This is a genomic window from Acidobacteriota bacterium (genome assembly GCA_026393755.1).
GTDB lineage: Bacteria > Acidobacteriota > Vicinamibacteria > Vicinamibacterales > JAKQTR01 > JBAXOX01.
The window spans coordinates 42,397-63,780 of sequence record JAPKZO010000015.1; the positions used below are offsets into that span (position 1 = coordinate 42,397).

Annotated in this window: 18 protein-coding genes; 9 read left to right on the forward strand and 9 right to left on the reverse strand. The window is 65.8% G+C overall.

Going from position 1 to position 21,384, the window contains the following annotated elements:
* Positions 1-15 precede the first annotated feature (15 nt).
* Complete coding sequence (locus NTV05_05305) at positions 16-591, forward strand: methyltransferase domain-containing protein (protein ID MCX6543814.1); 576 nt, start codon at positions 16-18, stop codon at positions 589-591.
* A 51-nt stretch (positions 592-642) separates the two neighbouring features.
* Here the strand turns inward: NTV05_05305 and NTV05_05310 are convergent, their stop codons facing one another.
* The 3 genes from NTV05_05310 to NTV05_05320 all read right to left on the reverse strand — a co-directional run bounded on the left by NTV05_05310 (position 643) and on the right by NTV05_05320 (position 6,134).
* Entirely contained in the window at positions 643-1,881 is a 1,239-nt protein-coding gene (locus NTV05_05310; protein MCX6543815.1) for a ChaN family lipoprotein, read from the reverse strand.
* A gap of 80 nt (positions 1,882-1,961) precedes the next feature.
* Positions 1,962-5,393, reverse strand: coding sequence for a M20/M25/M40 family metallo-hydrolase (locus NTV05_05315; GenBank protein MCX6543816.1), 3,432 nt, complete (start codon positions 5,391-5,393; stop codon positions 1,962-1,964).
* 66 nt (positions 5,394-5,459) lie between these two features.
* Positions 5,460-6,134 (reverse strand): rhomboid family intramembrane serine protease, encoded by a 675-nt coding sequence (locus NTV05_05320; protein ID MCX6543817.1) that lies wholly within the window; start codon positions 6,132-6,134, stop codon positions 5,460-5,462.
* Between the two features lie 138 nt (positions 6,135-6,272).
* Between NTV05_05320 and NTV05_05325 the strand changes: the two genes are divergently transcribed.
* The 3 genes from NTV05_05325 to NTV05_05335 are packed head-to-tail and all read left to right on the forward strand — an operon-like array spanning position 6,273 to position 8,483.
* Positions 6,273-6,554 carry a hypothetical protein gene (locus NTV05_05325; GenBank protein ID MCX6543818.1) on the forward strand — a complete coding sequence of 94 codons (282 nt, stop codon included), beginning with the start codon at positions 6,273-6,275 and terminating at the stop codon, positions 6,552-6,554.
* On the forward strand, positions 6,551-8,158 hold the full coding sequence (locus tag NTV05_05330; GenBank protein MCX6543819.1) for a SpoIIE family protein phosphatase: 1,608 nt from the start codon (positions 6,551-6,553) through the stop codon (positions 8,156-8,158). The genes NTV05_05325 and NTV05_05330 overlap by 4 nt, the downstream gene beginning before the upstream one ends.
* 55 nt (positions 8,159-8,213) lie before the next feature.
* Complete coding sequence (locus NTV05_05335) at positions 8,214-8,483, forward strand: hypothetical protein (protein ID MCX6543820.1); 270 nt, start codon at positions 8,214-8,216, stop codon at positions 8,481-8,483.
* Here the strand turns inward: NTV05_05335 and NTV05_05340 are convergent.
* The 3 genes from NTV05_05340 to NTV05_05350 form a co-directional block, all read right to left on the reverse strand.
* Positions 8,463-9,380: a M28 family peptidase gene (locus NTV05_05340; GenBank protein MCX6543821.1), complete on the reverse strand. Its 918-nt coding sequence runs from the start codon at positions 9,378-9,380 to the stop codon at positions 8,463-8,465. The genes NTV05_05335 and NTV05_05340 overlap by 21 nt on opposite strands.
* 161 nt (positions 9,381-9,541) lie before the next feature.
* Positions 9,542-10,822 (reverse strand): Ppx/GppA phosphatase family protein, encoded by a 1,281-nt coding sequence (locus NTV05_05345; protein MCX6543822.1) that lies wholly within the window; start codon positions 10,820-10,822, stop codon positions 9,542-9,544.
* Positions 10,780-11,007 carry a hypothetical protein gene (locus NTV05_05350; GenBank protein ID MCX6543823.1) on the reverse strand — a complete coding sequence of 76 codons (228 nt, stop codon included), beginning with the start codon at positions 11,005-11,007 and terminating at the stop codon, positions 10,780-10,782. The genes NTV05_05345 and NTV05_05350 overlap by 43 nt, the downstream gene beginning before the upstream one ends.
* A gap of 69 nt (positions 11,008-11,076) precedes the next feature.
* Between NTV05_05350 and NTV05_05355 the strand changes: the two genes are divergently transcribed.
* Both NTV05_05355 and sixA read left to right on the forward strand, forming a co-directional pair.
* Positions 11,077-11,970 (forward strand): CHAD domain-containing protein, encoded by an 894-nt coding sequence (locus NTV05_05355; GenBank protein ID MCX6543824.1) that lies wholly within the window; start codon positions 11,077-11,079, stop codon positions 11,968-11,970.
* A 70-nt stretch (positions 11,971-12,040) separates the two neighbouring features.
* Positions 12,041-12,547: a phosphohistidine phosphatase SixA gene (gene sixA / locus NTV05_05360; protein MCX6543825.1), complete on the forward strand. Its 507-nt coding sequence runs from the start codon at positions 12,041-12,043 to the stop codon at positions 12,545-12,547.
* Between the two features lie 102 nt (positions 12,548-12,649).
* On the opposite strand, the gene NTV05_05365 is transcribed toward sixA, so the two are convergent.
* On the reverse strand, positions 12,650-13,918 hold the full coding sequence (locus NTV05_05365) for a glucose-1-phosphate adenylyltransferase (GenBank protein ID MCX6543826.1): 1,269 nt from the start codon (positions 13,916-13,918) through the stop codon (positions 12,650-12,652).
* A gap of 97 nt (positions 13,919-14,015) precedes the next feature.
* On the opposite strand from NTV05_05365, the gene NTV05_05370 reads away from it, so the two are divergent.
* Positions 14,016-14,633 carry a DUF47 family protein gene (locus NTV05_05370; protein MCX6543827.1) on the forward strand — a complete coding sequence of 206 codons (618 nt, stop codon included), beginning with the start codon at positions 14,016-14,018 and terminating at the stop codon, positions 14,631-14,633.
* A 7-nt stretch (positions 14,634-14,640) separates the two neighbouring features.
* Positions 14,641-15,660 carry an inorganic phosphate transporter gene (locus NTV05_05375; protein ID MCX6543828.1) on the forward strand — a complete coding sequence of 340 codons (1,020 nt, stop codon included), beginning with the start codon at positions 14,641-14,643 and terminating at the stop codon, positions 15,658-15,660.
* A gap of 8 nt (positions 15,661-15,668) precedes the next feature.
* Here NTV05_05375 and NTV05_05380 read toward each other — a convergent pair whose 3' ends face one another.
* Together NTV05_05380 and NTV05_05385 are read right to left on the reverse strand one after the other, a co-directional pair.
* The gene (locus NTV05_05380) at positions 15,669-16,757 is read right to left on the reverse strand and encodes a succinylglutamate desuccinylase/aspartoacylase family protein (protein ID MCX6543829.1); all 1,089 of its coding nucleotides are present in this window, start codon (positions 16,755-16,757) and stop codon (positions 15,669-15,671) included.
* A 145-nt stretch (positions 16,758-16,902) separates the two neighbouring features.
* Positions 16,903-18,123: an MFS transporter gene (locus NTV05_05385; GenBank protein MCX6543830.1), complete on the reverse strand. Its 1,221-nt coding sequence runs from the start codon at positions 18,121-18,123 to the stop codon at positions 16,903-16,905.
* A gap of 186 nt (positions 18,124-18,309) precedes the next feature.
* Between NTV05_05385 and NTV05_05390 the strand changes: the two genes are divergently transcribed.
* Complete coding sequence (locus tag NTV05_05390) at positions 18,310-21,243, forward strand: TonB-dependent receptor (protein MCX6543831.1); 2,934 nt, start codon at positions 18,310-18,312, stop codon at positions 21,241-21,243.
* Positions 21,244-21,384: the final 141 nt, after the last annotated feature.

Sequence of the window (21,384 nt, forward strand, 5' to 3'; positions counted from 1 at the left end):
GGAAGAACCCCACAGATGGAGAAATTTCACGTTCTGGGCGAGTTCGTGCGAAAGCCGACGTCGGTTGGGGCTGTCGCCGAGAGCTCCTGGCGCCTGGCCGAGCTCATCACCGATGCCGCCGGGCTCGAGCGGGCCAAGGTCGTAGTGGAGTTTGGCCCGGGAACCGGGGCCTTCACCGAGGTGATCCTGCGTAAGCTCGACCCCGGCGCGATGTTCTTCGCGATTGAGGCGAATGCATCGTTTGCGGCTGCCACGCGCAAGCGCTGCCCCGGTGTCCGGGTGTTTCACGCCTCCGCGGTCTCCGTGCGCGAGCGCCTCCACGAGTGCGGCCAGACCTCGTGCGACTGCATCATCTCGGGGCTGCCGTTCTCGTCGTTCTCTCCTGCGCAGCAGGACGAGATGCTGGCGGCCGTCCATGATTCGCTCAGTCCTGGCGGGCGGTTCGTCACGTTCGCCTACCTCGGCGGTCTGGCCTGGCCGTTGGGGCGGCGCTTCCGGAGCCGCTTGCGCGCGCAATTCTCCGAGGTGTCATCCACCCGGACGATCTGGCGCAACATCCCGCCTGCCTTCGTCTACCGCACCGTCAAGTAGCCGCCCGGGCGCGATGGATGGCGCGTTGCAGGGGCACGGCATGCCGTGCCCCTACTTGACTGCCGCGGGCAGCGTCCGTCGAAAGACCGCCGTCAACGTGATGGTCTCGCTGCCCCGCACCACCGTGAACACCGCGGCGTCCGCCCACCGCTTCTCCGCCATCAGCGTGTTCATGAGCTCCCGGCTCTTGAGCGGCGTGCCGTCGATCGCCTGCAGCACGTCGCCCACCTTGAATCCGGCGAGGCCCGCAACGGAGTCCTTTGGCACGTCGATCACTTCGAGCGGCGCCTCGCCCTTGTTGTCGCGCGTCGACAGGCCGAGCGACGGATACACCGGGTCGTCCTCCTGCGGCAACCCCCACAGGTAGTCCGCGTAGGAGGCCTGAATTCTGCCCATCGGCCGGTCCCGGCCATCGGTGACCGCCACGGGAATAATCGACGCCATCTTGCCGTCGAACCAGAGCGCGGCCTGACGCTGGATGCCCAGCCCGTAGGCGACGTGGCCCGAACCAATCAGCACGACCATCACGCTTCTGGGTCCCCCGAATGTCTTCAGCGCCTGCACGGCGTTGTACCCCATGGAGGCATCCCACGTGCACTGCGCGGCGAACATGCCGTCGAACATCGCGCCGCTCATCGTGTGCATCAGGGTGTCGTCGCCCGCGAAGAAGGCACGGAACAGCTGCTTGTGTTCCTCGCTCGACGTATCGACCTTCGACGGGATGCGCGCCGCCTCTTCGGGGGTCAGATTCTGGAATCCCTTCTTCCGAACAGCCGTCACCACCTCGCGGGGCGTATTCACGGCGAACATCTTCATCCCCTTGTCGCGCGCAAACAGGAAGATGTCGCGGTAGTAGTGCCAGTGATAACCCCAGTTCTTGTACCACTTCGACGCGGCGACGAAGTCCTTCTCACTCTGCTTGCCCTGATTCCAGACATCGAGCGACGCCTGCTCGGTATAGGGGTACATCTCGAGGCCGACCAGAACATCGCGTCCGCGCTTCTGCAGTTCCTCGATGACCTGCAGCTGCACGCGGTGGAAGGCGATGTCGGTGTGGCTTTCGCCGATGAACACGACCTTCACATCATCGAGCTTCGCGGCCAGTTCGCTGGCCGTCAGCGTCTTGCCGGCCGCCGTGTCGATGATGCCGTCGAGGACCAGGGCGACGTCACGGTCCTTTCGCGCCGGGTCGCCAATCTTCAAGCGCCACGAGGAGTCCTGAGCGGCCGCGATGGCCGGCACGCCGAGCATCAGCACAAGAATCAGAGCGACAATCGATCGCGTTGACATGGATGCTCCCTCGCCTGGAATCACGCTTGCCCGACTGACGCAAGGGCACGGCATGCCGTGCCCCTACACCGAAGCCTGTGTTACCGCTCCACCAGCGTCACCGCCACCGTCTGCTGGTTGCCCCCGCGGCTGATCACCACCTGTACCGTCTGACCTGGTGCGAGCGCCCGAAGCAGATCCGAAAATCCCTGCAGATTGGCCACCGGCTTCCCATCGATCGTCAACAACGTGTCGCCCTCTTTGATGCCCGCCTTCGCGGCGGGGGAGTCGGGCACCAGTCCGCTGACCCTGACGCCGGGGCCCTCGAACGCGAAGTCAGGCACGGTGCCGAAGCTGACGCGCCGAGCAGTTGCCGGCTGGCCCCCGGCTGCCGGTTGAGCGGGCGCGGGCGCCGCCGGACGTATCGTGTTGGTCAGAGGTTCGGGGCGTTCCGCCAGATAGCCGATGCCTTCCTTGACGAAGGTCGCGACCTTGACGAGACCGGCCACGTCGATCTTGTCCGGCGTATCGGTGGTCCGGTGGTAATCGGCATGGGCCGCCGTGAAGATCTGCACCGCCGGCACGCCCTTCTCGATGAAGCTCGTCTGATCGGAGGATTCGATCGATTCCGGCACGCTTCGGCTTTCGACGCCCGTGACAAACGAGGCGCCGCGGAAGATGTGCTGCCATTCCGTCGCGGTGCCCGTACCGAGTGCCGTCAGCGCCTGCGCGCCGAGCCTCCCGACCGTGTCGAGGTTGATCACGCCTTCCATCGCGCTGAGCGGGAACAACGGATGCTCCGCATAGTACTTCGAGCCGAGGCGGCCGGCTTCTTCGCCCGTGAAGGCCGCGAAGACAATGGTGCGCGGCGGTTTCTCGCCCGAGCCGAGCGCTCGCGCCATCTCGAGCAGTACAGCCACACCGCTCGCGTTGTCGTCTGCGCCGGGATGTATCTTGCCCTCGTCTCCCTTGCGGACGTCGGGCCAGCCGAGGCCCAGATGATCGAGGTGCGCGCAGAGCATCGCACTCTGGTTCTTCCAGTCGCCGCGCGCTCCAGGGAGCACGCCGATGACATTGGCCACCTCGTGCGGCTGCCCGTCTTCGCCCCGCGGAGACGTGAAGGTCTGGAAGTACGTGCCGCCATCACCGCCCGGCACGAGACCGTACGCCTTGAACTGCTCCGCGACGTACCGGGCCGCGGCCTCGAGGCCGGCGGTGCCGAGCCCGCGTCCCTGCAAGGCCGGTGACGCGAGATACGCGACGTGATCGCGGAGCGCCTGCGGCGAAAACACCGGCGGCAGTTCGGCCAGCGCCTTGCGCACGTCCGGCGCGAGTGCCGTGAGGGCAGTGGTCGACTGACCCGCCGGCCGCAGATCGACCCGAAGCGGAGAATCCGACTGCTGCCACTGTCCTTTGATCGTATTGACGGGTTCGTCGCCCTCGAACCCGAGATACGAGTACTTGCCGTAGTGGGGCAGTTTGCGGCCGAGTCCGGGCATGGCCGCCACCGGGTCGGCCACAATCCAGCCCACCGCCTTTTCGAGCGTGGCTGGATGGCGCGTGATGACGACCAGCGTGTGGCCGGCGAGCGCCATCGTCTCGCGCTCGAGTTCGATCGCGTCAGGCGTCGACTTGAATCCGTGCTGGCGGCCGAACACCGCGCCGGCGAACCGATTCGTTCGACCGAGCAGCCAGACGGCCTTCGTCGCCGGCAGCGCCGAGATCGCGGTGTCGCTGGTGATTTCGATGGCGTGGTTCTCGGATTGCCATCCCTTGAGCAGCGCACGATAGCCGTCGAGTTCGGCCGCGCCGGCCTTCGACGGGAGGACCGCGAGGATGGACGATTCGCCGAAGATCTGGCCGATCGACGGCGGCGTTTCGCGCGCGTCGAGACGGCGGAAGATGTCGAACCGGGGGTCCACGTGCAACGCCAGCGGTCTCGAGTCGGTGGTCACAGAGAAGGTCTGCGCCGCCTTGTCCATGCGCACGAGTGAGGGTGTCGTTCCCCGCTCGGTCTGGACCACGAGAGGCACGTCAATGACAAACGGGGCACCGGTCTGTGTCTGGCGCAGCGTTCCCGAGACGACGAACCTCCCGCCCTGCTGGCTCACCGCGACCACTGATCCGGCGCCAACCGGCCCGGCCACCTGCAGTGTCGGCGCACCCGTGCGCGTGATGAGATCGTCGAACAGCCACGCGAGCGGCTTGCCGCTCACCGATTCGGCCGTCCGCTGCAAGTCGCGGAATGTCGCCCGCTTGCCCTTGAAGGCGCGGTAGAACCGTGCGACCGTGGTCCGGAACGCGTCATCACCGATGTTGCGCCGCAGGGCGTGGAATCCCATCAGCGCCTTGCCATAGCCCACCGCTTCGGTGGCCGCGCTGAAGCGATTGCGGAACTCGGACAGCGGGAAGTCGCGCCCGGTCTTGACGTAATCCCGGTACTTCTGCAGCGTCGACCGCCGGTATTCGTCGGCCGTGCCTCGCTGCTCCTGGATGAGGTGGTCGGCCATGTACGCGGTGAGGCCCTCGCACCAGTTGCCGTCGGCCGTGTCGACAAACACCGAGTTGCCCCACCAGTTGTGAAGGATCTCGTGCGGGTACGACGAGTTGATAATAAACGGGAACCTGATGATCTGCGGGCCGAGCAGCGTGAAGGTCGGCATGCCGTAGCCGGTCTCCCAGAAGTTCTCGACCAGCGCGAACTTGCCGTAAGGATAGGGGCCGATGAGCGTCCGGTACATCTCGATGTACTGTGCCGTCGCCGTCAGGTACTTGCTGGCGATCGAGGCGTCCGGCTCGTGCAGATAGACGAGCGTCTCGACCGCGCCGGCCGAGTCTTTGAACATATTGAGCGGTCCGCCGACCAGGTAGATCTCGTCCATCGACCCGCCCGAATCCCACCGCGCCAGGCCATCAACCCCCCGAGACGTGCCGTTGCCCTGGCTGATCACGTGCCATCGGTTGGGTGCCGCGGCCTGCAGCCGGAACGTGACGAAGTCCTCGTTGAAGCGCGGATACCAGACCGAGCTTCCAGCGAGGTAGACGCCCTCGGGACCGATCAACCCTGATGTGTCGCGGAACCCGCGGGTGTATTCCTCCTTCGGATCCGACAACGGCCGGTCGATGATGCCCTCGTAGGTGAGCGTCAGCCCCGGCGAGCCCGGCGTCGGCGTCACCCGATAGCGCTTCACCGGAACGGGGCTGCCCTGATCGATGCCGACAGGACGCGCGGCCGCAGGCGCAGTCACTTCCTCTACCTTGGGGCTCGACGCGGTGATGTGCAATGCGCTGTTCAGCACGAAGGACAACGGGGAGGCCTTGCCGTCGTTCGGCCAGGCGATCTGATCAGTGATCGTGACGGCGTGCCGGGGCGGATCGAGCCTCACGTCGAGGTTGTGATCGACGGGCGCGATCGCAGGCGCTTTCGGCGCGGCCGTCGTCGGCACCGCCGCTGGATTCGTCTGGTGGCCGTCCAGGGCCGACGTCAGGCAGACGACGGTCACGAGGCTGGCGAACGAAGCAGCTGCTCTCATGAGAAGTCCGGTCACGTGTGGCCTTCCATCCTACCCGATGTCAGGAACCGACACCCCGGCCTCGAGTCAAGGGCTCCACCATTCAACCCGCATCCGCTCGGGGCGTTTGAGCAGGAACGCGGCGGCGGCCCCTGACAGGAGTCCGGCGGCCACCTGCAGAAGCGCCAGTCTGGGCGACCACGGCCCGAGAAACATCCCACGGCCTACAGAGGTCGCCAGCTGCGCAACCACCCAGAAGCCGGCCGGCAGCACGGCGGGTACGACATCGACATCCAGGCCCCGCGCCACCGGAATCAGAACCAGCACGCGCGCCTTCGGGTAGAGCGCGATGTGCGCGCCGATGACGCCGCCGATCGCACCGGGCAGCAACACAACCGCAGTGGGCGGCAGGCCGCCGGCTGCGGCGGCCGCCACTGCAGCCGCGGCCGCACATCCGGCGTACAGGACAAGGAACCGGCCGTGTCCCACTCGATCTTCTACCGTTGGCCCGAAGATCCAGAGGGCGAAGGCGCAGACGGCGCCCTGAAACCAACTTGATGGTCGGATCAGCGAGAGCACCGCCCAGAGTGCCGCGGCGGGGCCATGCGCACCGCCGGTCCCGAGATCGGCCGATCCGGGGGCTCCAGGCTGTCCCGTCTCCAGCACGCTGAACAGGAGCATGACGGCGGCGCCCGCCGCGACGAGCGACTGCGTCACGATCGGGCGCGTCGGCGACGGAACGGCGTCCCGGATCGGGATCATCGCAGCAGTATACCGAAGGCCCGATGCCACGCCCGCCGAATGCCGGAGAATCGGGTCCTGCCGGCGGCTGGCGTGTCCGGCCGGCGGCTGGCGTGTCCGGCAGGCAGACACGTATAATCCGCTGCGAGGATTCACCACGTGACGTGCACATATTGCGGGACAGAAGTCGCCGACAAGGCATTGATCTGCTACCGGTGCGGGCGCTCCACCGCCGGACTGCCGGAGCCGGCATCAGTGACGAAGCGGGCGACGCGGAAGCCGCTGTGGCCGGCGGCGATTGGCCTGCTGGTGCTGGTGGCCGCCGGATTGTTCATGGCAACGGCGGCAGCGGGCCGGATCCCGGAATGGCTGCGCTGGACGATCACCGCGGGCGCGGCCATCGTGCTGGCGTCCAGGCTGGTCCTGAGGAGGAGGCGATGACGGCACGACTGGAAATCATCGACCCCACCGGCCGCCGTGTCGTCGGCATCGAGGATGCGGTGACCACGCTCGGGCGGCGGACCGAATGCCATGTTCGCTTGTCCGGCGCCGACGTCTCGCGCGATCACGCGGAAATCGTCCGCGACGGTGAACGGTACCTGCTTCGCGACCGGGGCTCCCGCTTCGGCACGTTCGTCAATGGCGAACCGGTGGCCGGCGATCGCGAACTGAAGCACGGAGACACTGTCCGACTAGGACAGGACAACGAGAGTCAGGTGATCTTCCAGCTCGACTCAGGCAGCACCGCCTCGGTCGAGCGGGCGGCCTCGGCGGTGGGTGACCTGCGGCAGGTGGCCACTCTGCTCGAAGGTCTCCGGGCGCTCGGGAGCGGTCGCGTCCTCGACGAGGTGCTCGCGATGGTCATCGATTCGGCCATCGATGTCGCCAGTGCCGAGCGCGGGTTCATCATGCTGGCCGGATCCAACAACCGCCTCGAGTTCAAGATGGGGCGCGCCCGCGGCCGCGTGACGCTGCCGGGCAAGTCGTTCGAAACCAGCCGCAAGATTCCCGAGGAGGTGTTCGAGACCGGCGAAGCCCGCATGGTCGCCGACCTGCTGGACGGCAATCTGGCTGGCGCCCATCTGGGCACCGTCGCGCTCGGCATCCGGCACGTGCTCTGCGTGCCTCTCGTGCTGGTCCGTTACGTGGAGCAGGCAGAAGCCGACCTGGGCCAGCAGCGCATCGGGGTGTTGTATCTCGACAGCCGGGAGCGCGGATCAATCCTGTCGCCGGTGACGCGCGGCGCGCTCGAGACACTGGCGACCGAGGCGGCCGTGGCCATCGAGAACGCAAGGCTGTACCGGGAGGCGGCGGAGAAGACCAGACTCGAACAGGAGTTGAAGATCGCGGCTGAGATTCAACAGGCGCTGATGCCGGAAGGCGAGCGCCGAGGCGGGTTCTTCGAGGCGACGGGCACCTCGGTGCCGTGCCGCGCGATTGGCGGCGACTTCTTCGAATACCTCGACCTGCCCGACGGCCGATTGGGTTTTGCCCTGGGCGACGTGTCGGGCAAGGGCGCTCCCGCGGCCCTGCTCACGGCGATGGTGCAGGGGATGTTCACCGTGCAGGCGGCGGCCAGTTCCGGGCCGGCCGAGGCGCTGGCCGAGATCAATCAGGCCCTGAAGCGCCGGTCGGTCGAGTCGCGCTTCGTCACGATGTTCTATGGCATTGTCGGTCCTGACGGGAGGCTCAGCTACTGCAACGCGGGGCACAATCCGCCGGTACTGGTGAGGCAGGATCGCGTCGAGCGGCTCGAGACGGGCGGCATGATTCTCGGACTGTTCGATTTCGCGGCCTACGACCAGGAGACCATCCAACTCGATCGCGGCGATACACTCGTCCTCTTCAGCGACGGCATTTCCGAGGCGCAGGACCTGGCGGGCGAGGAATACGGCGACGAACGGCTCATCGGGTGCCTGACGGCCAACCGCGGCGCGACGCCGGCCGGCATGCGCGAGGCGCTGCTCACCTCAGTGCGCACGTTTACGGCGGGCGCCAGCCAGAGCGACGACATGACGGTGCTCATCGTTCGCCATGGTCACTAACGGGGAGGCCGACTCGCCGACCCGGCGTTGGATCCTCTCTCGCAGGGCGGCCGTTGTGCTGTGGCTGGTCCTCGGCGGCGTCCTGTGGAATGTGGTCTTCGACACGATTGTCGTGCAGGGCGGGCGCGATTACCTCGTCCGGCAGCAGCGTCACCAACGGGGCATCGGGCCGGCCGTGACCATCCACGGGGTGATGGACGAGGCCGTGGCGCGCGGCGCACGGACGGCGACCGCGATTGGCGGGGGCGTCGCGGCCGTCGGCCTCACGCTCGTCTGGCTGGCGGGCCGCCGGCGGGTCAGAACGCTAGCGCGCGGGAGCGAGTAGCCTCGCTTCGATCTTCGGCAGCGCCGCCACCAGCGTCCGTCCCACGGCTTCGATGCTGCGGGCACTCACTTTGTCCAGCGTGTCTTCGGGCGTGTGCCAGTAGGTCGAGTAGTCCAGGTCGATGATGTCGACGGCAGGCAACCCGGCCTGCAGAAACGCCATGTGGTCGTCTTCGACGGCCATGGTGTCGTTGGGGAAGCTGTCGCCATATCCGTTGGCGCGCGCCTCGGACCAGATGATGTCGGTCATCCACGGGGTCGAATACGACTCGCGGCGGATGTTCAGATTGCGATCCCCGATCATATCCACCAGAATCATCGCCTTGATGCGTGCGAGGTCGTTGGTCCGCTTGGCGGTCTCGACGTAGTGGCGGCTTCCGTAGGTGTGGTCGTTGCCGGTCCAGTCAGGCAGGGTGGCTTCCTCACCGTCGAAGAACACCAGCTCAACGGTCAGCGGGTTCTTGCGCGCCTTCAGCACACGCGCGAGTTCGATCAGGAACGCCGCGCTCGAGCCGGCATCGTTGGCGCCCACGAACCGGAACTGGCGGTAGAACTTCGTGTCGTAGTGGCCGCCGATGATCAGACGTTCGGGCCGCGTCCCCGGGATCGTCGTCCGGAGATTCACCATGTGAATCCGGCCGATCGGCGTGTCGGCGTCGAAGGCCTGATCCTCGGTCTTGAACCCAAGTGCCGTCATCTGGGCCCGAATGTACTTGCGCGTTTCTTCGAGCGCGGGCGAGCCCGCCGGCCGCGGGCCGAGGGCCACCATCGCCCGCACGTGCTCGTAGGCTTTTCCGCCGTCGAACGCTGGTGTGCCGGGTGGCTGGACGGCCATCAACGAGCAGGTGGTCACGACGAGCAGGCAGGGGATCAGAACGAGCCGAAGCGCGTTGGTCATGAACGGTAGTATACGCCCGGGTCTTGAGGCCCGGCGATCCCAGAGGGGTGTCACGCCGACCGGACCGCAGGCCGGGCTGTCCGCCTCCGCGCGTAGCGCTACGGCGAGACCTCGACCGTAGCTCAACGAGCGAAGTCGGGGAGCCCGTCCTGCGGCGCTGCTCAGGACGCCCCGAGCAAGGTCGAGGGGCGGCGAATCCCGCGGCGGCGGCCTCGCGCGCCCTCGACACGCACGGGCGCACCCAGTTCCTCGGCCAGGGGCCCGCTGTTGCGCTGGGCGGCCCACACCTCAAGCTCGAGGTCCGCGCGCCCGGCGACGCGCATCCGCCAGCCGTCGTCGTGTTCCGTGAGCGTGATCCGTTCGACCAGTTGCGCCCGGCTTCGGTCGAGGCTTTCGGCGATCCGCAGCATCGCCGAGAGCCAGCGGACCGCCCGGCGCATCGTTCGCGGCAGGCGCGCGAAGGTCGGGTGGCTCTTCTTCGGCGTCCCGCGCCGATGGTAGCGCGTGAGCAGCGCGATCACTTCGACCTCGTCCGGCTCGAACCCGCGCAGATTGCCGTTCTTCACCATGTAATACGAGTGGCGGTGGTGGTCTTCGTAACTGATGTGCTCGCCGACGTCGTGGACCGCCGAGGCGAGTTCCAGCCACTCCCGCGCGCGCTGGTCCAGGCGATGTTGGCGCCGTGTCTGATCGAAGATTGACAGCGCCATGCGCGAAACCTGCTGGGCGTGTTCCGCGGAGGGCGTGCCGCGCTGCGCCAGTTCCATCACGCTGCGCCGGCGGATGTCCGGATACCGCTCGATCCGCTCGATCGCGACCCGATTCCGACGCACGTAATCGAGCACCGCGCCTTCCCGCAACGAGAGCCCGCAGAGCGTCAGCTGCGTCACGCCCAGCTGGCGCAGGATGATGTCGAGCAGCACGGCGCCCGCGACCGCGAGATCCGCGCGCTTCGGATCGAGCCCAGGCAGCGCCAGTCGTTCCTCGAGCGACAGGACCGTCAACTGGTCCCTCACGCGCCGGATGGCGCGTGCCGGCACTCGCCTATGGTGAATTGGGTGTTCCGCCGCCGCGCGCGGGGTGCCGAGCGCCAGCGCCCCGAGGCTCAGCACCGTGCCCGACGTGCCAATCACGCGGGCGAAACCCGCCTTGGCCAGTGACTTGAGGTAGCCACCGAGCTCGCCGCGAATGTGCCTCACCATCCGCCGCTCGTCGGACCGACTGAGCGGGTCGCTGATCCCGAATCGCTCGGTCAGGCGGATGACGCCAAGCCTGAAGCTGCGCGCCTGCTGGGCGCCGGCGGCCGTGCCGTACGTGATCTCGGTACTCCCGCCCCCGATATCGATGACGACGGCCGTGCCGGCGCCGACGTCGACACCGTGAACGGCCGCCCGGTGAATCAGGCGCGCCTCCTCGATGCCCGTGATGACGCGGGCTTCGATGCCGGTGTGCCGGCGGACGCCGCCGCCATGGCCGCATCGCCAAGCGGGCGGCCTTCCAGGCCGCCCGCGCCCAGGCGCACCATGTCCTTCTCGCGGCCCACGACGGTGAACGACCCGTCCGGAGCGACCCGGACGAGGATCATGTGGAGCGAGTTGGTACCAATGTCGATGGCGGCTAACTGCATCGCGGCAACACTTCTCGGCACGGCTGGGCGGCAGCCGCACTATCCAGGGGCAGTCACTATAATAGGCCCATGGCGGTGCTGACACGACCAGGGTTCCTGCTGCGACGTCGCGTGAACGAGCTCGAGCGGCAGATGCCGCGTGCGACGACCGGCGAGATCGAGGGCATCCACCAGGCCCGGGTCGCCAGTCGGCGATTGCGGGAGATCCTGCCGCTGGTGGCTGCCGTGGAGGGCGAGCACGCCACGCGTGTGTTCCAGCGGGACACTCGGGCCATCACGCGGCGGCTCGGTCCGCTGCGCGAGATCGACGTGGCGCTGGCGACGCTGGCCGATCTGGAAGGCAGCGCTCCCGAGCACCGGGCGGCCATCGCGCGCGTCCGAACGCGGACGGCGCTCGAGCGCGAGAGGATATGGCGGCAGGCCGAGCGCGCACTCTCGAGAATTCACGTCAGCCACATTGTGCGGGGCGTTCGCGACCTGGCGGCCAGTCTGGGTTCGCCAGAACAGAATGTCGGCTGCGCGGCCTGGTCGGCGGCCCGCCTCGATGGGCGAATCGCCCGGCTCGACGAGGCGGTCCGGGCCGTCGGCGCCCTCTATGCGTCAGGGCCATTGCACGAAGTGCGGATCGCGCTGAAGAAGTTTCGCTACGCCTTCGAGATTGCGGCGGATCTCGCGGGATGCCGGTTGGACGGATCACTGAGGCGGCTGAAGTCCCTGCAGGATCTGCTGGGTTCTCTCCACGACCTTCAGGTGCTGGCGAACCGGGTCCGCGATTGTGAGGCAGCGACTCGCGCGGCCGGCGCCCGCCGCGAATTGCGCGCGCTGGCGGACGAGCTCGACCAGCGCGTGCGCCAATTCCACAGCCGCTATCTCGACGAGCGCGAGACCCTCGTTCCCGTGATCATTCGGGCGCGCCACACGGCCGAGGGGCTCGGAGCGCTGGGCAAGTCACTCCCGGAGTGATTGTGCCGGAACGAAAACGGTGCCGGCACGAGAATTGTGCCGGCACAGTCACTCCGGGGGTGTTTGTCTCATGTCGTCACCATGCGCGCTGTATTTCGTCCGCCACGGCATCGCTGCCGAGCCGAGCTCGGCGTTTCCCGATGACGCGGCCAGACCGCTGACCGACGAGGGCACCGCCCGGTTGCGCGAACAGTTCAAGGCGTTGAGCCGGCTTGACGTGGAGATCGAGCGCGTCCTCACCAGTCCGCTTGTCCGGGCGATGCAGACGGCGGCGCTGCTGCGGGAATCGCTCACGCCCACGCCGGCTGTCGTCGTAGTGGACGCTCTGAGGCCAGGCGACCGGTTCGACGCGTTGATGGCGGAACTGGCGAAACTCCCCCGCGTGAGAGGCGTGGCGCTGGTGGGGCATGAGCCGTCGATTGGGATGGCCGCGGCCCGCCTCATGGGGGCGCGAGGCGCGATCCGGTTCAAGAAGGGCGCCGTATGCCGCATCGACGTGGCCACGCTGCCGCCAACCGAGTCGGGCCAGCTCCAGTGGTTCCTGCCGCCCCGCGTGTTGCGCGGCCTGGCCGGTTGAACCCTGAGCTCATCAGCGTTGAGAAACGCAATTCGGGGATGACCGCGTGTTTCACTGCCTCGGAGACGATCGCGTCGTGGTCAACTCAACTGAGTCGAAGGGTCAGACCACGGTGCCGTCCTTGATCACGGCGCCTTTTGGAACGACGATGATGCCGTTGCGGATGGAGTAGTTCTCGCCATCCACGTGCTCGACGTGGGCCGCGTTCACCAGCCGCACGCCGCGCCCGATCCGGGCGTTCTTGTCCACGATCACCCTGTCGAGGATGGAATCCTGGCCGACGCCGAGCGGCACTGATCGATCGCCCGCTGCATCCTCGTCGGCTTCGTAGTAGTCGGCGCCGAGCAGCACCGATCGGAGAATGCGCGCGCGCTCGTCGATGCGGGCCCGGATCCCGACAATCGAGGTTTCCACCGTGCAGCGGTTGACGTAGCACCCCTCTGCGACCAGCGCGTGCTCGACGTGCGCGTCGATGAAGCGCGACGGCGCCAGGAATCGCGCCCGCGTGAAGATCGGCTTTTTTGGATCATAGAACCGGAACGGCGGGTGATCCCGCGTCAGCGTCATGTTCGCTTCGTAGAACGACTCGATGGTTCCGACATCGGCCCAGTACCCGTTGTACAGAAACGCATTGACCCGGTGCGTGGACAGTGACGCCGGAATGACCTCCCGCCCGAAATCCGTCGCCGCGTACTCCCCGAGGATTTCCAGCAGCACGTCCCGCGAGAAGACGTAGATGCCCATCGACGCGATAAAGGGCTTGTCGGGCTGGTGCCCGCCGAAACTGGACCCGGTCGGGATGCTGCGTTCCATCCGGGCGAGCCGCTCGGCCGACGGCTTCTCCTCGAAATCGACGATCCGGCCGGCCCGATCGAACAGGAAGATGCCCATCTCACCGGCGATGTCGGCGCCGACCGGTTGCGCGGCGATCGTGATATCCGCGTTGCGATCGACATGCGAATCGATCAGCCTGGCGTAGTCCATCCGGTACAGGTGGTCGCCGGCCAGGATGAGATAGTAGTCGGCCGTGTAGGCGACGAAGTGCCGCGCCGCCTGCCGAACGGCATCGGCGGTGCCCTGGAACCAGTTGGGATTGTCGGGCGTCTGCTCGGCGGCGATGATGTCGACGAAGCCCCCCGAGAACAGATCCATTCGGTACGTCTGCGAGATGTGCCGGTTGAGCGATGCTGAGTTGAACTGGGTCAGGATGAACATCCGCCGCAGCCCGGCATGGAGGCAATTGCTGATCGGAATGTCGATCAACCGGTACTTCCCGCCGATCGGAACCGCGGGCTTGGAGCGCATCAGCGTGAGCGGAGACAAGCGATTTCCCCGGCCGCCGCCGAGGATGATGGCCAGCACGTCCTGCATGGCGACTAGCGTAGGCGATGGCGCGGACCGGGGCAAGCAAAAGCCGCGCAGAAGCTGCTACAATCGACATTCGGGACTGCCGAAGGGAGCATCTGCTGTGCGATTCCGTTTGATCCCGCGCGAAGAGAAGTTCTACGAGGATTTTCTGGCCGCCGCCGACAACCTGGTGGCCGCGGCCAGGCTCCTCGATGAGATGCTGTCGTCGGACCCGCCATCGGTCGGCAAGGCGGCCGAAATCAAGGAACTGGAGCACCGGTGCGATTACCTGACGCACGAGATCTTCCAGCGCCTGCACAAGACGTTCGTCACGCCGATCGACCGTGAAGACATCCACGCGCTGGCCAGTTCGCTCGACGACGTGATGGACGCGATCGACGCGGCGGCCCACCTGTTCGAACAGTACCGGATCACGCATGTGCGCGACGGCGTCCGGCAGTTCTCCCGCATCATCGTCACCGCCACCGAGCAGATCCGGCTGGCGCTCGAACACATGAAGCAGCACGAAGCCGTCACTCCGAGCGTCGTGGAAATCAACCGGCTCGAAAACGAAGCCGACCGCATCCATCAGGAAGTGATCGGCGCGCTCTTCATCGACGAGAAGGACCCGATCACGCTGATCAAGTGGAAAGAGATTTTCGACTACCTCGAGGGTGCAGTCGACTCGATCGAAGATGTCTCCGACGTCATTCAGGGCGTCGTCCTGAAGCACGCATAATCCCGCCATGGAACTTGCTATTGTCCTCGCCTTGATCGCGACAGCCCTGATCTTCGACTACATCAACGGCTTTCACGACGCTGCCAACTCGATTGCCACCGTCGTCTCGACGCGGGTGTTGTCGCCCGGGAAGGCGGTGCTCTGGGCGGCCTTCTTCAATTTCGTCGCGGCCTTCGGATTTGGCACGGCGGTCGCCAAGACGATCGGAACCGGGATGATCGACATCCATGCGGTCACCCTGGCCGTGATCTTCTCCGGTCTGTTCGGGGCGATCGTCTGGGATCTTTTCACGTGGTACGTGGGCCTGCCGACCAGCTCTTCACACGCACTGATCGGCGGGTACGCCGGCGCGGCGATCGCCAAGGCCGGGTGGTCGGTGATCATCGCGGGGGGCTGGACCAAGACGATCGTCTTTATTGTGCTGTCGCCACTGATCGGTATGGTTGCCGGGTACGGCTTGATGGTGGGAATCTACTGGATCTTCCACACGACGTCGCCCGGGCGCGTCGATCAGTGGTTCCGCAAGCTTCAACTGCTGTCGGCAGCGCTGTTCAGCCTGAATCACGGAGCGAACGACGCCCAGAAGACGATGGGCATCATCGCAGGGGTATTGTTCACGGTTCCGGTCTACCGATCGCTCGTGACGGACGAGGCCGGCCAAATGATGATCCCGTTCTGGATCATCCTGATGGCGCACGCGGCGATCGGGATGGGGACTCTGTCAGGCGGCTGGCGCATCATCCACACGATGGGCTCGCGAATCACCAAACTGGAACCGGTGCACGGTTTCGCAGCCGAAACCGGCGCCGCTGGCGCCATCTTCATCGCTACGGCGTTTGGCATTCCCGTCAGTACCACGCACGCCATCACCGGCTCGATCGTCGGCGTGGGATCGACGCGGCGCCTGTCGGCGGTCAGGTGGGGCGTCGCCCGGCGGATCGTGTGGGCCTGGGTCCTGACCATCCCCGCGGCCGGAGCCCTGGGCGCCGGGATGGGACTTCTCCTCCGCGCCTTCGGCATCCACTAATTCCACTGCTAGCGCTTTGGGCGCCATTCGGGTCCGGCGACGCGCTCGGCGACGAAGCCCACTGGCTCGCCCTCATTGATTGGCGGCGTGGCGACTACGTAGAGCACTTCGCCGGCGTACGGGGAGCGGATCTCCTGCAGCAACTTGCCGTGGAAGTCGGTGACGCGCGCGATGAGCGCGCCCTCCGCGACGGTCTGTCCGGGCTCGACCACCGGATAGAGCAGCCCGGTGAACTTGCTCCGCAATACTTCGTTGGGCCCGAGCCACACAGCCTGCGTCAGAGGTTCGGGGCCTTCGGCGCGCATTTTCAGGTGCCGCAGCACCCCGGCGACGCCGCGCTCAATCCTCGTGATCGACGCTTCGTCGGTCTGCGCCCAGCCGCCCGATTCCACGGTGAGCCCCGACTTGCCGCGCGTCTCAGCGGTGTTGGCGAGATACACGGATTCGCCCGGGCTCGTCGGCCGCTCGGTGTCGATCAGGATGTGGTCCAGCCCGAAGGCGAGCGCCATCTGTCTGCTGGCTTCGACGACGGCCGGCGCGCTGGTCACCACCCAGTAACTGTACGGGCGCAACCACTCGTTGCCATCCCCGCAGTGAATGTCGACGACGTGGGTCGCGCGCTCGATGATCTCGCGGGTGATCACCTCCGCGATCCGATCCGAGAGCGTGCCGTCCTTCTTGCCCGGAAACACGCGATTCAGGTTCTTACCGTCGGTTGGCCCGTAGTAGATCGTGCGCTTCAGGAACGACGGCATGTTCGCGACGTGCACCATGAGCACGGTGCCGCTGAGCGTCTTCGGATCGATGGCGTTGCGCAGCCGCTGCAACGCGAGGATCGGCGGATACTCGGCGCCGTGGGTGCCAGCTACCAGCGCAAGCATCGGTCCGGGTTTCGTGCCGTTGATGATCGAAAACGGAATCGTGGTCCCATCATCGCCGGGCCGCGGTGCGACCTTGAACTCGCCCGAGACAACGGAGCCAGGCGCGGCCGTCACTCCGCCCATTGTCACCGGCGACTGTGCAGCGGCGTTCATCGCCGTCGTCAGCAGAAACACCAGCGTAAACAATCCGGGTACCAATATTGTGCGGTCATGCATGTGATTCTCCCATGTGTGTCTCTTTGCCGATTCGTGCGATCCCAGGGGTGTCACGCCGACAGGACTCGGGCCGGGCTCCAGCCCGGCAGGCGGTCCTGGCGGCGTGACACGCCTGGGATCGCCACGCTCCTGCGTGGCCTTGCCCCTAGAATTCCCTCACTGTCCGTCCGCGCATCATAAACAATGCGGCGACCACACTCAGCAACAATCCGGCGGCGGTGAGCGTCGCCGGGGCCGACGTGACATAAGCGGCGTACCCAGCCGCCAGGCTGCCGAGCGGCATGCCGCCGCGGAACGCCATCATGTAGATGCTGACAACCCGCCCGCGCATCGCGTCCGGGGCGGCCAGCTGCAGCAGCGACATCAGCAGCGAGAAGCTCATCATCAGGCCGATACTGCCGACGAAGAGCAACGCGTAGCTTAGCGGCAGACTCCGAGACGAGGCGAAGGCCGCGAGGACCAGGCCCAGCGCAATTTGCACGCCGAGCACCGTCGATCCCATCCGGTTGAACCGGCCCAACCACGCCACGGCGAGGGCACCGACGACCGCGCCGGCGCCAGAGAACGCCATCAGCCGGCTGTAGCCTGCCGCGTCCATCGCGAACACGTCCCGCGCCATCACCGGCAGGAGCGTGAGCACGGGCGAGGCCAGCATCGTCGTGCAGAGTGCGAGAAACGTCAGCGTCAGGATCAGGGGGCTCCGGCGAACGTAGAGCAGCCCGCTCCGCATTTCGCCGACCATCGACTGCGTGCGCGCGGGCAGGGTCTGGATCGTCCGCAAGGCCAGCAGCGAGCCAATCACGACCAGGAACGACAGGCCGTTCAGCGCGAAGCAGGCCGCCGATCCCCAGACGGCGAGCGCCACGCCGGCCAGCAGTGGTCCGATGATTCGCGCGATGTTGAACTGCATCGAGTTGAGCGCGATGGCATTCGGCATGTCCTGCTTGTCGACCAGCAAAGGTAACAGCGACTGATAGGCCGGCCCGCCAAACGCCTGCGCCGTGCCGGTGATGAACGACAGCGCAAGCACGTGCCAGACCTGCACGACCTGCCAGTGCACCAGCGCGGCGAGCGCGAAGGCGGTGGAAAGCTGGACGCACTGTGAGATCAGCAGGATCGCGCGGCGGTTGTGGCGATCGGCGACGACCCCGCCGACCAGCGTGAAGAGGAGGATGGGCAGTTCGCCGAGGAACGCGTCGAGGCCGAGGTAGAAGGGTGAGCCCGTGATCGTCAGCACCAGCCAGCTTTGCGCGACCTTCTGCATCCACGTGCCGATGCTCGACACACAGGCGCCGCTCCACATCACGCGGAAGTCTCGGTAGTGCAGCGCGGCGGCAATGCGCCGGATGGACGGGGAACTGGCCACGGCTGGCCATGTTAGCAGGATCGCCCGGACGGGCGACGTCGTGTCCCGGATTCGTGGCCGTCAGGGCTTACGTCCACGCGACCCGGGCAGGGGAGACGCCGAAGAGTATTCCGTCCATTTGGACGTGGTTCTTCCCGTATACTGTCGCTGCCCCAAAGGACTTTTGACTTGATTGGGAGAGATTGAATGCGCAACAGAACATTACTGGTACTGCTCATCGCGCTGGCCGTGGCCGCGAGCGCATGGGCGCAGGGCAATCCCACCGGCGTCATCAGAGGCACGGTCACCGATCCCGACGGGCTGGCGATGCCCGGCGTGACGGTGACGGCCTCGTCACCCGCGCTGCAGGGCGTGCGCAGCGTTGTGACGTCAACCAACGGCGACTTCATGATTCCATTCCTGCCGCCGGGCGAGTACGTCGTGAGTTTTGAACTGCAGGGTTTCGCGCCGAAGAAGGAAACGGTTGGCGTGGCGATGGCCGAAACGCGGGCGCTCCAGATCAAATTGGTGGTGGCCAGCCTAACAGAGACCGTCACCGTGACGGGATCGACGTCGACCGAGGTGCTCAAGACGGGCACGATCGCGCAGACGTACACCGCGGCGAAGATGGAGAATCTGCCGGTAGGCCGCACGCTGGAGTCCGCGGTGCTGCTGGCGCCCGGCGTGAGCGGCAACGGGCCGAGCGGCAACATCGTGCTCGCCGGCGCCCTGTCGTACGAGGGTCTCTATCTGATCAACGGCGTGAATGTGAACGAGAACCTCCGCGGCCAGCCCCGCACGCTGTATATCGAGGACGCCATCCAGGAGACGAAGATCTCGACCGGCAATATCTCGGCGGAGTACGGCCGCTTCAACGGCGGCGTCGTCAACATGATTACCAAGTCTGGCGGCAACCGCTTCAGCGGGTCGTTCCGCGACTCGTTCACGAATGACAAGTGGCGTGCGCTGCGGCCGATGGGAGACACGACGACGGATCAGATTGTCCCTGCGTACGAGGTCACCTTCGGGGGCCCGATCCTGAAGGACCGAGTCTGGTTCTTTGCCGACGGGCGGTATCAGAACAACAAGCAACAGCGGGTGCTTCCGTACACCGGCCTTTCCTATCCCTACGCGCAGAGCGACAAGCGTTACGAGGGGAAGGGTACCTACGCGATCAATTCCCGCAATACCGTCAAGGCGTCATACACGAGGAAGTGGATCTGGACGACGAACAACACGTCCAATGGCCCGATCGATCTTGACAGCCTGTACAGCAACGGCACCACGGACACGCTGACGGCCTTCAACTACACCAGCATCTTGTCGTCGAAGCTGTTTCTCGAAGCCCAGTTCTCGAGGAAGACCATGGTCACCGAGAACACCGGAGCGCAGTTCACCGATCTGGTGAAGGGCACACTGATGTTCGATCGGTCGCGCGGAAGCGCGCGCTTCAACTCGCCGACCTTCTGCGCGGTCTGTGGCAGCGGCTGGCACGAGGAACGCAACAACTGGGACTGGTTCGTCAAGTTCGGCTATTTCCTGTCGACCGACAAGACGGGGTCGCATTCGCTGGTGGCCGGGTTCGACAACTTCAAGGAATCGCGCAAGGTCGATAACTATCAGTCCGGGAGCGGCTACCGCGTCTACGCCACCAAGACGTACATCGCGGACACGCCTGACAAGACGATCTACCCCGTGATCGACGGGAGCAGTTATCTCAACTACACGCCGCTCGTCGCGCCGAGCGTTGGCAGCGACATTCGCACGTACTCGTTGTTCGCAAACGACCAGTGGCGTCTCAGCCACAGGCTCACGCTCAACATTGGGGCCCGCTACGACCAGAACCGCTCGAAGGATCAAGGAGGCGTGCCGGTATTGAGAGACTGGCAGTGGAGCCCGCGCCTGGGCCTGAGTTGGGACGTCAGGGGCGACGGAGCGTGGATCGTCAACGGCGGCTACGCCCGTTATGTCATGGGCGTCAACGGGGCGGTAGTCGATGCCGGATCGGCTGGCGGCCGCACGGCGTCGTTCGCGTGGACGTACACGGGGCCAAAGCTCAACTCCACCTGCTCAGGGGCGGATTGCCAGAAGATTGCCGACATACTCCCGCAGGTGTTCGCGTGGTTCAACAGCATCGGCGGCACCAACAACACGACCTACCGGAGCGCGCCGTCGATTCCCGGCGTTACGGCCCATGTCAGCAACAACACGAGTGCGCCGAGCGCGAACGAGATCACGATCGGCATCGCGAGGGAGCTTGGCAAGAGCCACGGGACCCTTCGAGTGGACTACGTGTACCGCAAGTACAAGGACATGTACGGGAGCTACACCGACATGACCACCGGCAGGGTTACCGATCCCACCGGCCGAACGTACGATGCCGAACTCGAGAAGAACACACCTGACGCCAAACGCTGGTACCACGCGGTGACGGTGGCGGCGGACTACCGTTTCAACACCATGACGCTTGGCGGCAACTACACGCTGTCGTACTCCAAGGGCAACAACGACGGCGAGAACGTGGGCAGCGGGCCGATCATGGCCAGCATCAACACGTTCCCCGAGTACCGGCAGGAGGCATGGAACTGGCCGACCGGCTACATGGGGAACGACCAGCGGCACAAGGCGCGTGGCTACGTGTCGTATCCGTTGCCGGTTCCAGGGACTTTCGGCGTGTTCACGCTCGGCCTCGTCCAGCGCTTCGATTCGGGCACGCCCTACGACATCGCCTTCTCGCTGAATCCAACGACGTACGTCGCGAATCCCGGTTATGTCACTCCTCCCACCAGCGTCACGTACTACATCAACGGTCGTGGTGCGCGCCGGAACCAGAACGTCTTCAACACCGACCTGTCGCTCTCGTGGTCCCGGAAAGTCCGTGGCTCGGCGGAAGTGTTCTTCCGCGGCCTGATCTCCAACGCCCTTAACAACCTGGCCGTGACGAGCGTCGATACGACGGTGTCTTCGAACGCATCGCCGGGCACGTACACCGCCGCCAGCCTGCCGGTGTTCAACCCGTTTACGGCGGAACCTGTCGCCGACGTCAACTACCGGTTCGGCCCGCTGTTCGGTCAGCCGACCGGCGTGGGCAGTTACCAGTACCCGCGCACACTGAGCTTTTCGGTAGGCGTCCGGTTCTAGACTGAAGTTCCGCGCTGTCGACAGTAACTGATTGCATACTTTCTGGCCGAAACCTGTATCTTTCCGTAGGTTTTGTGGGCGCATAATGTAGTCACTAAATATGGCTTGACAGATCGGGTTGGTAGCCCTATATTGTGCGTA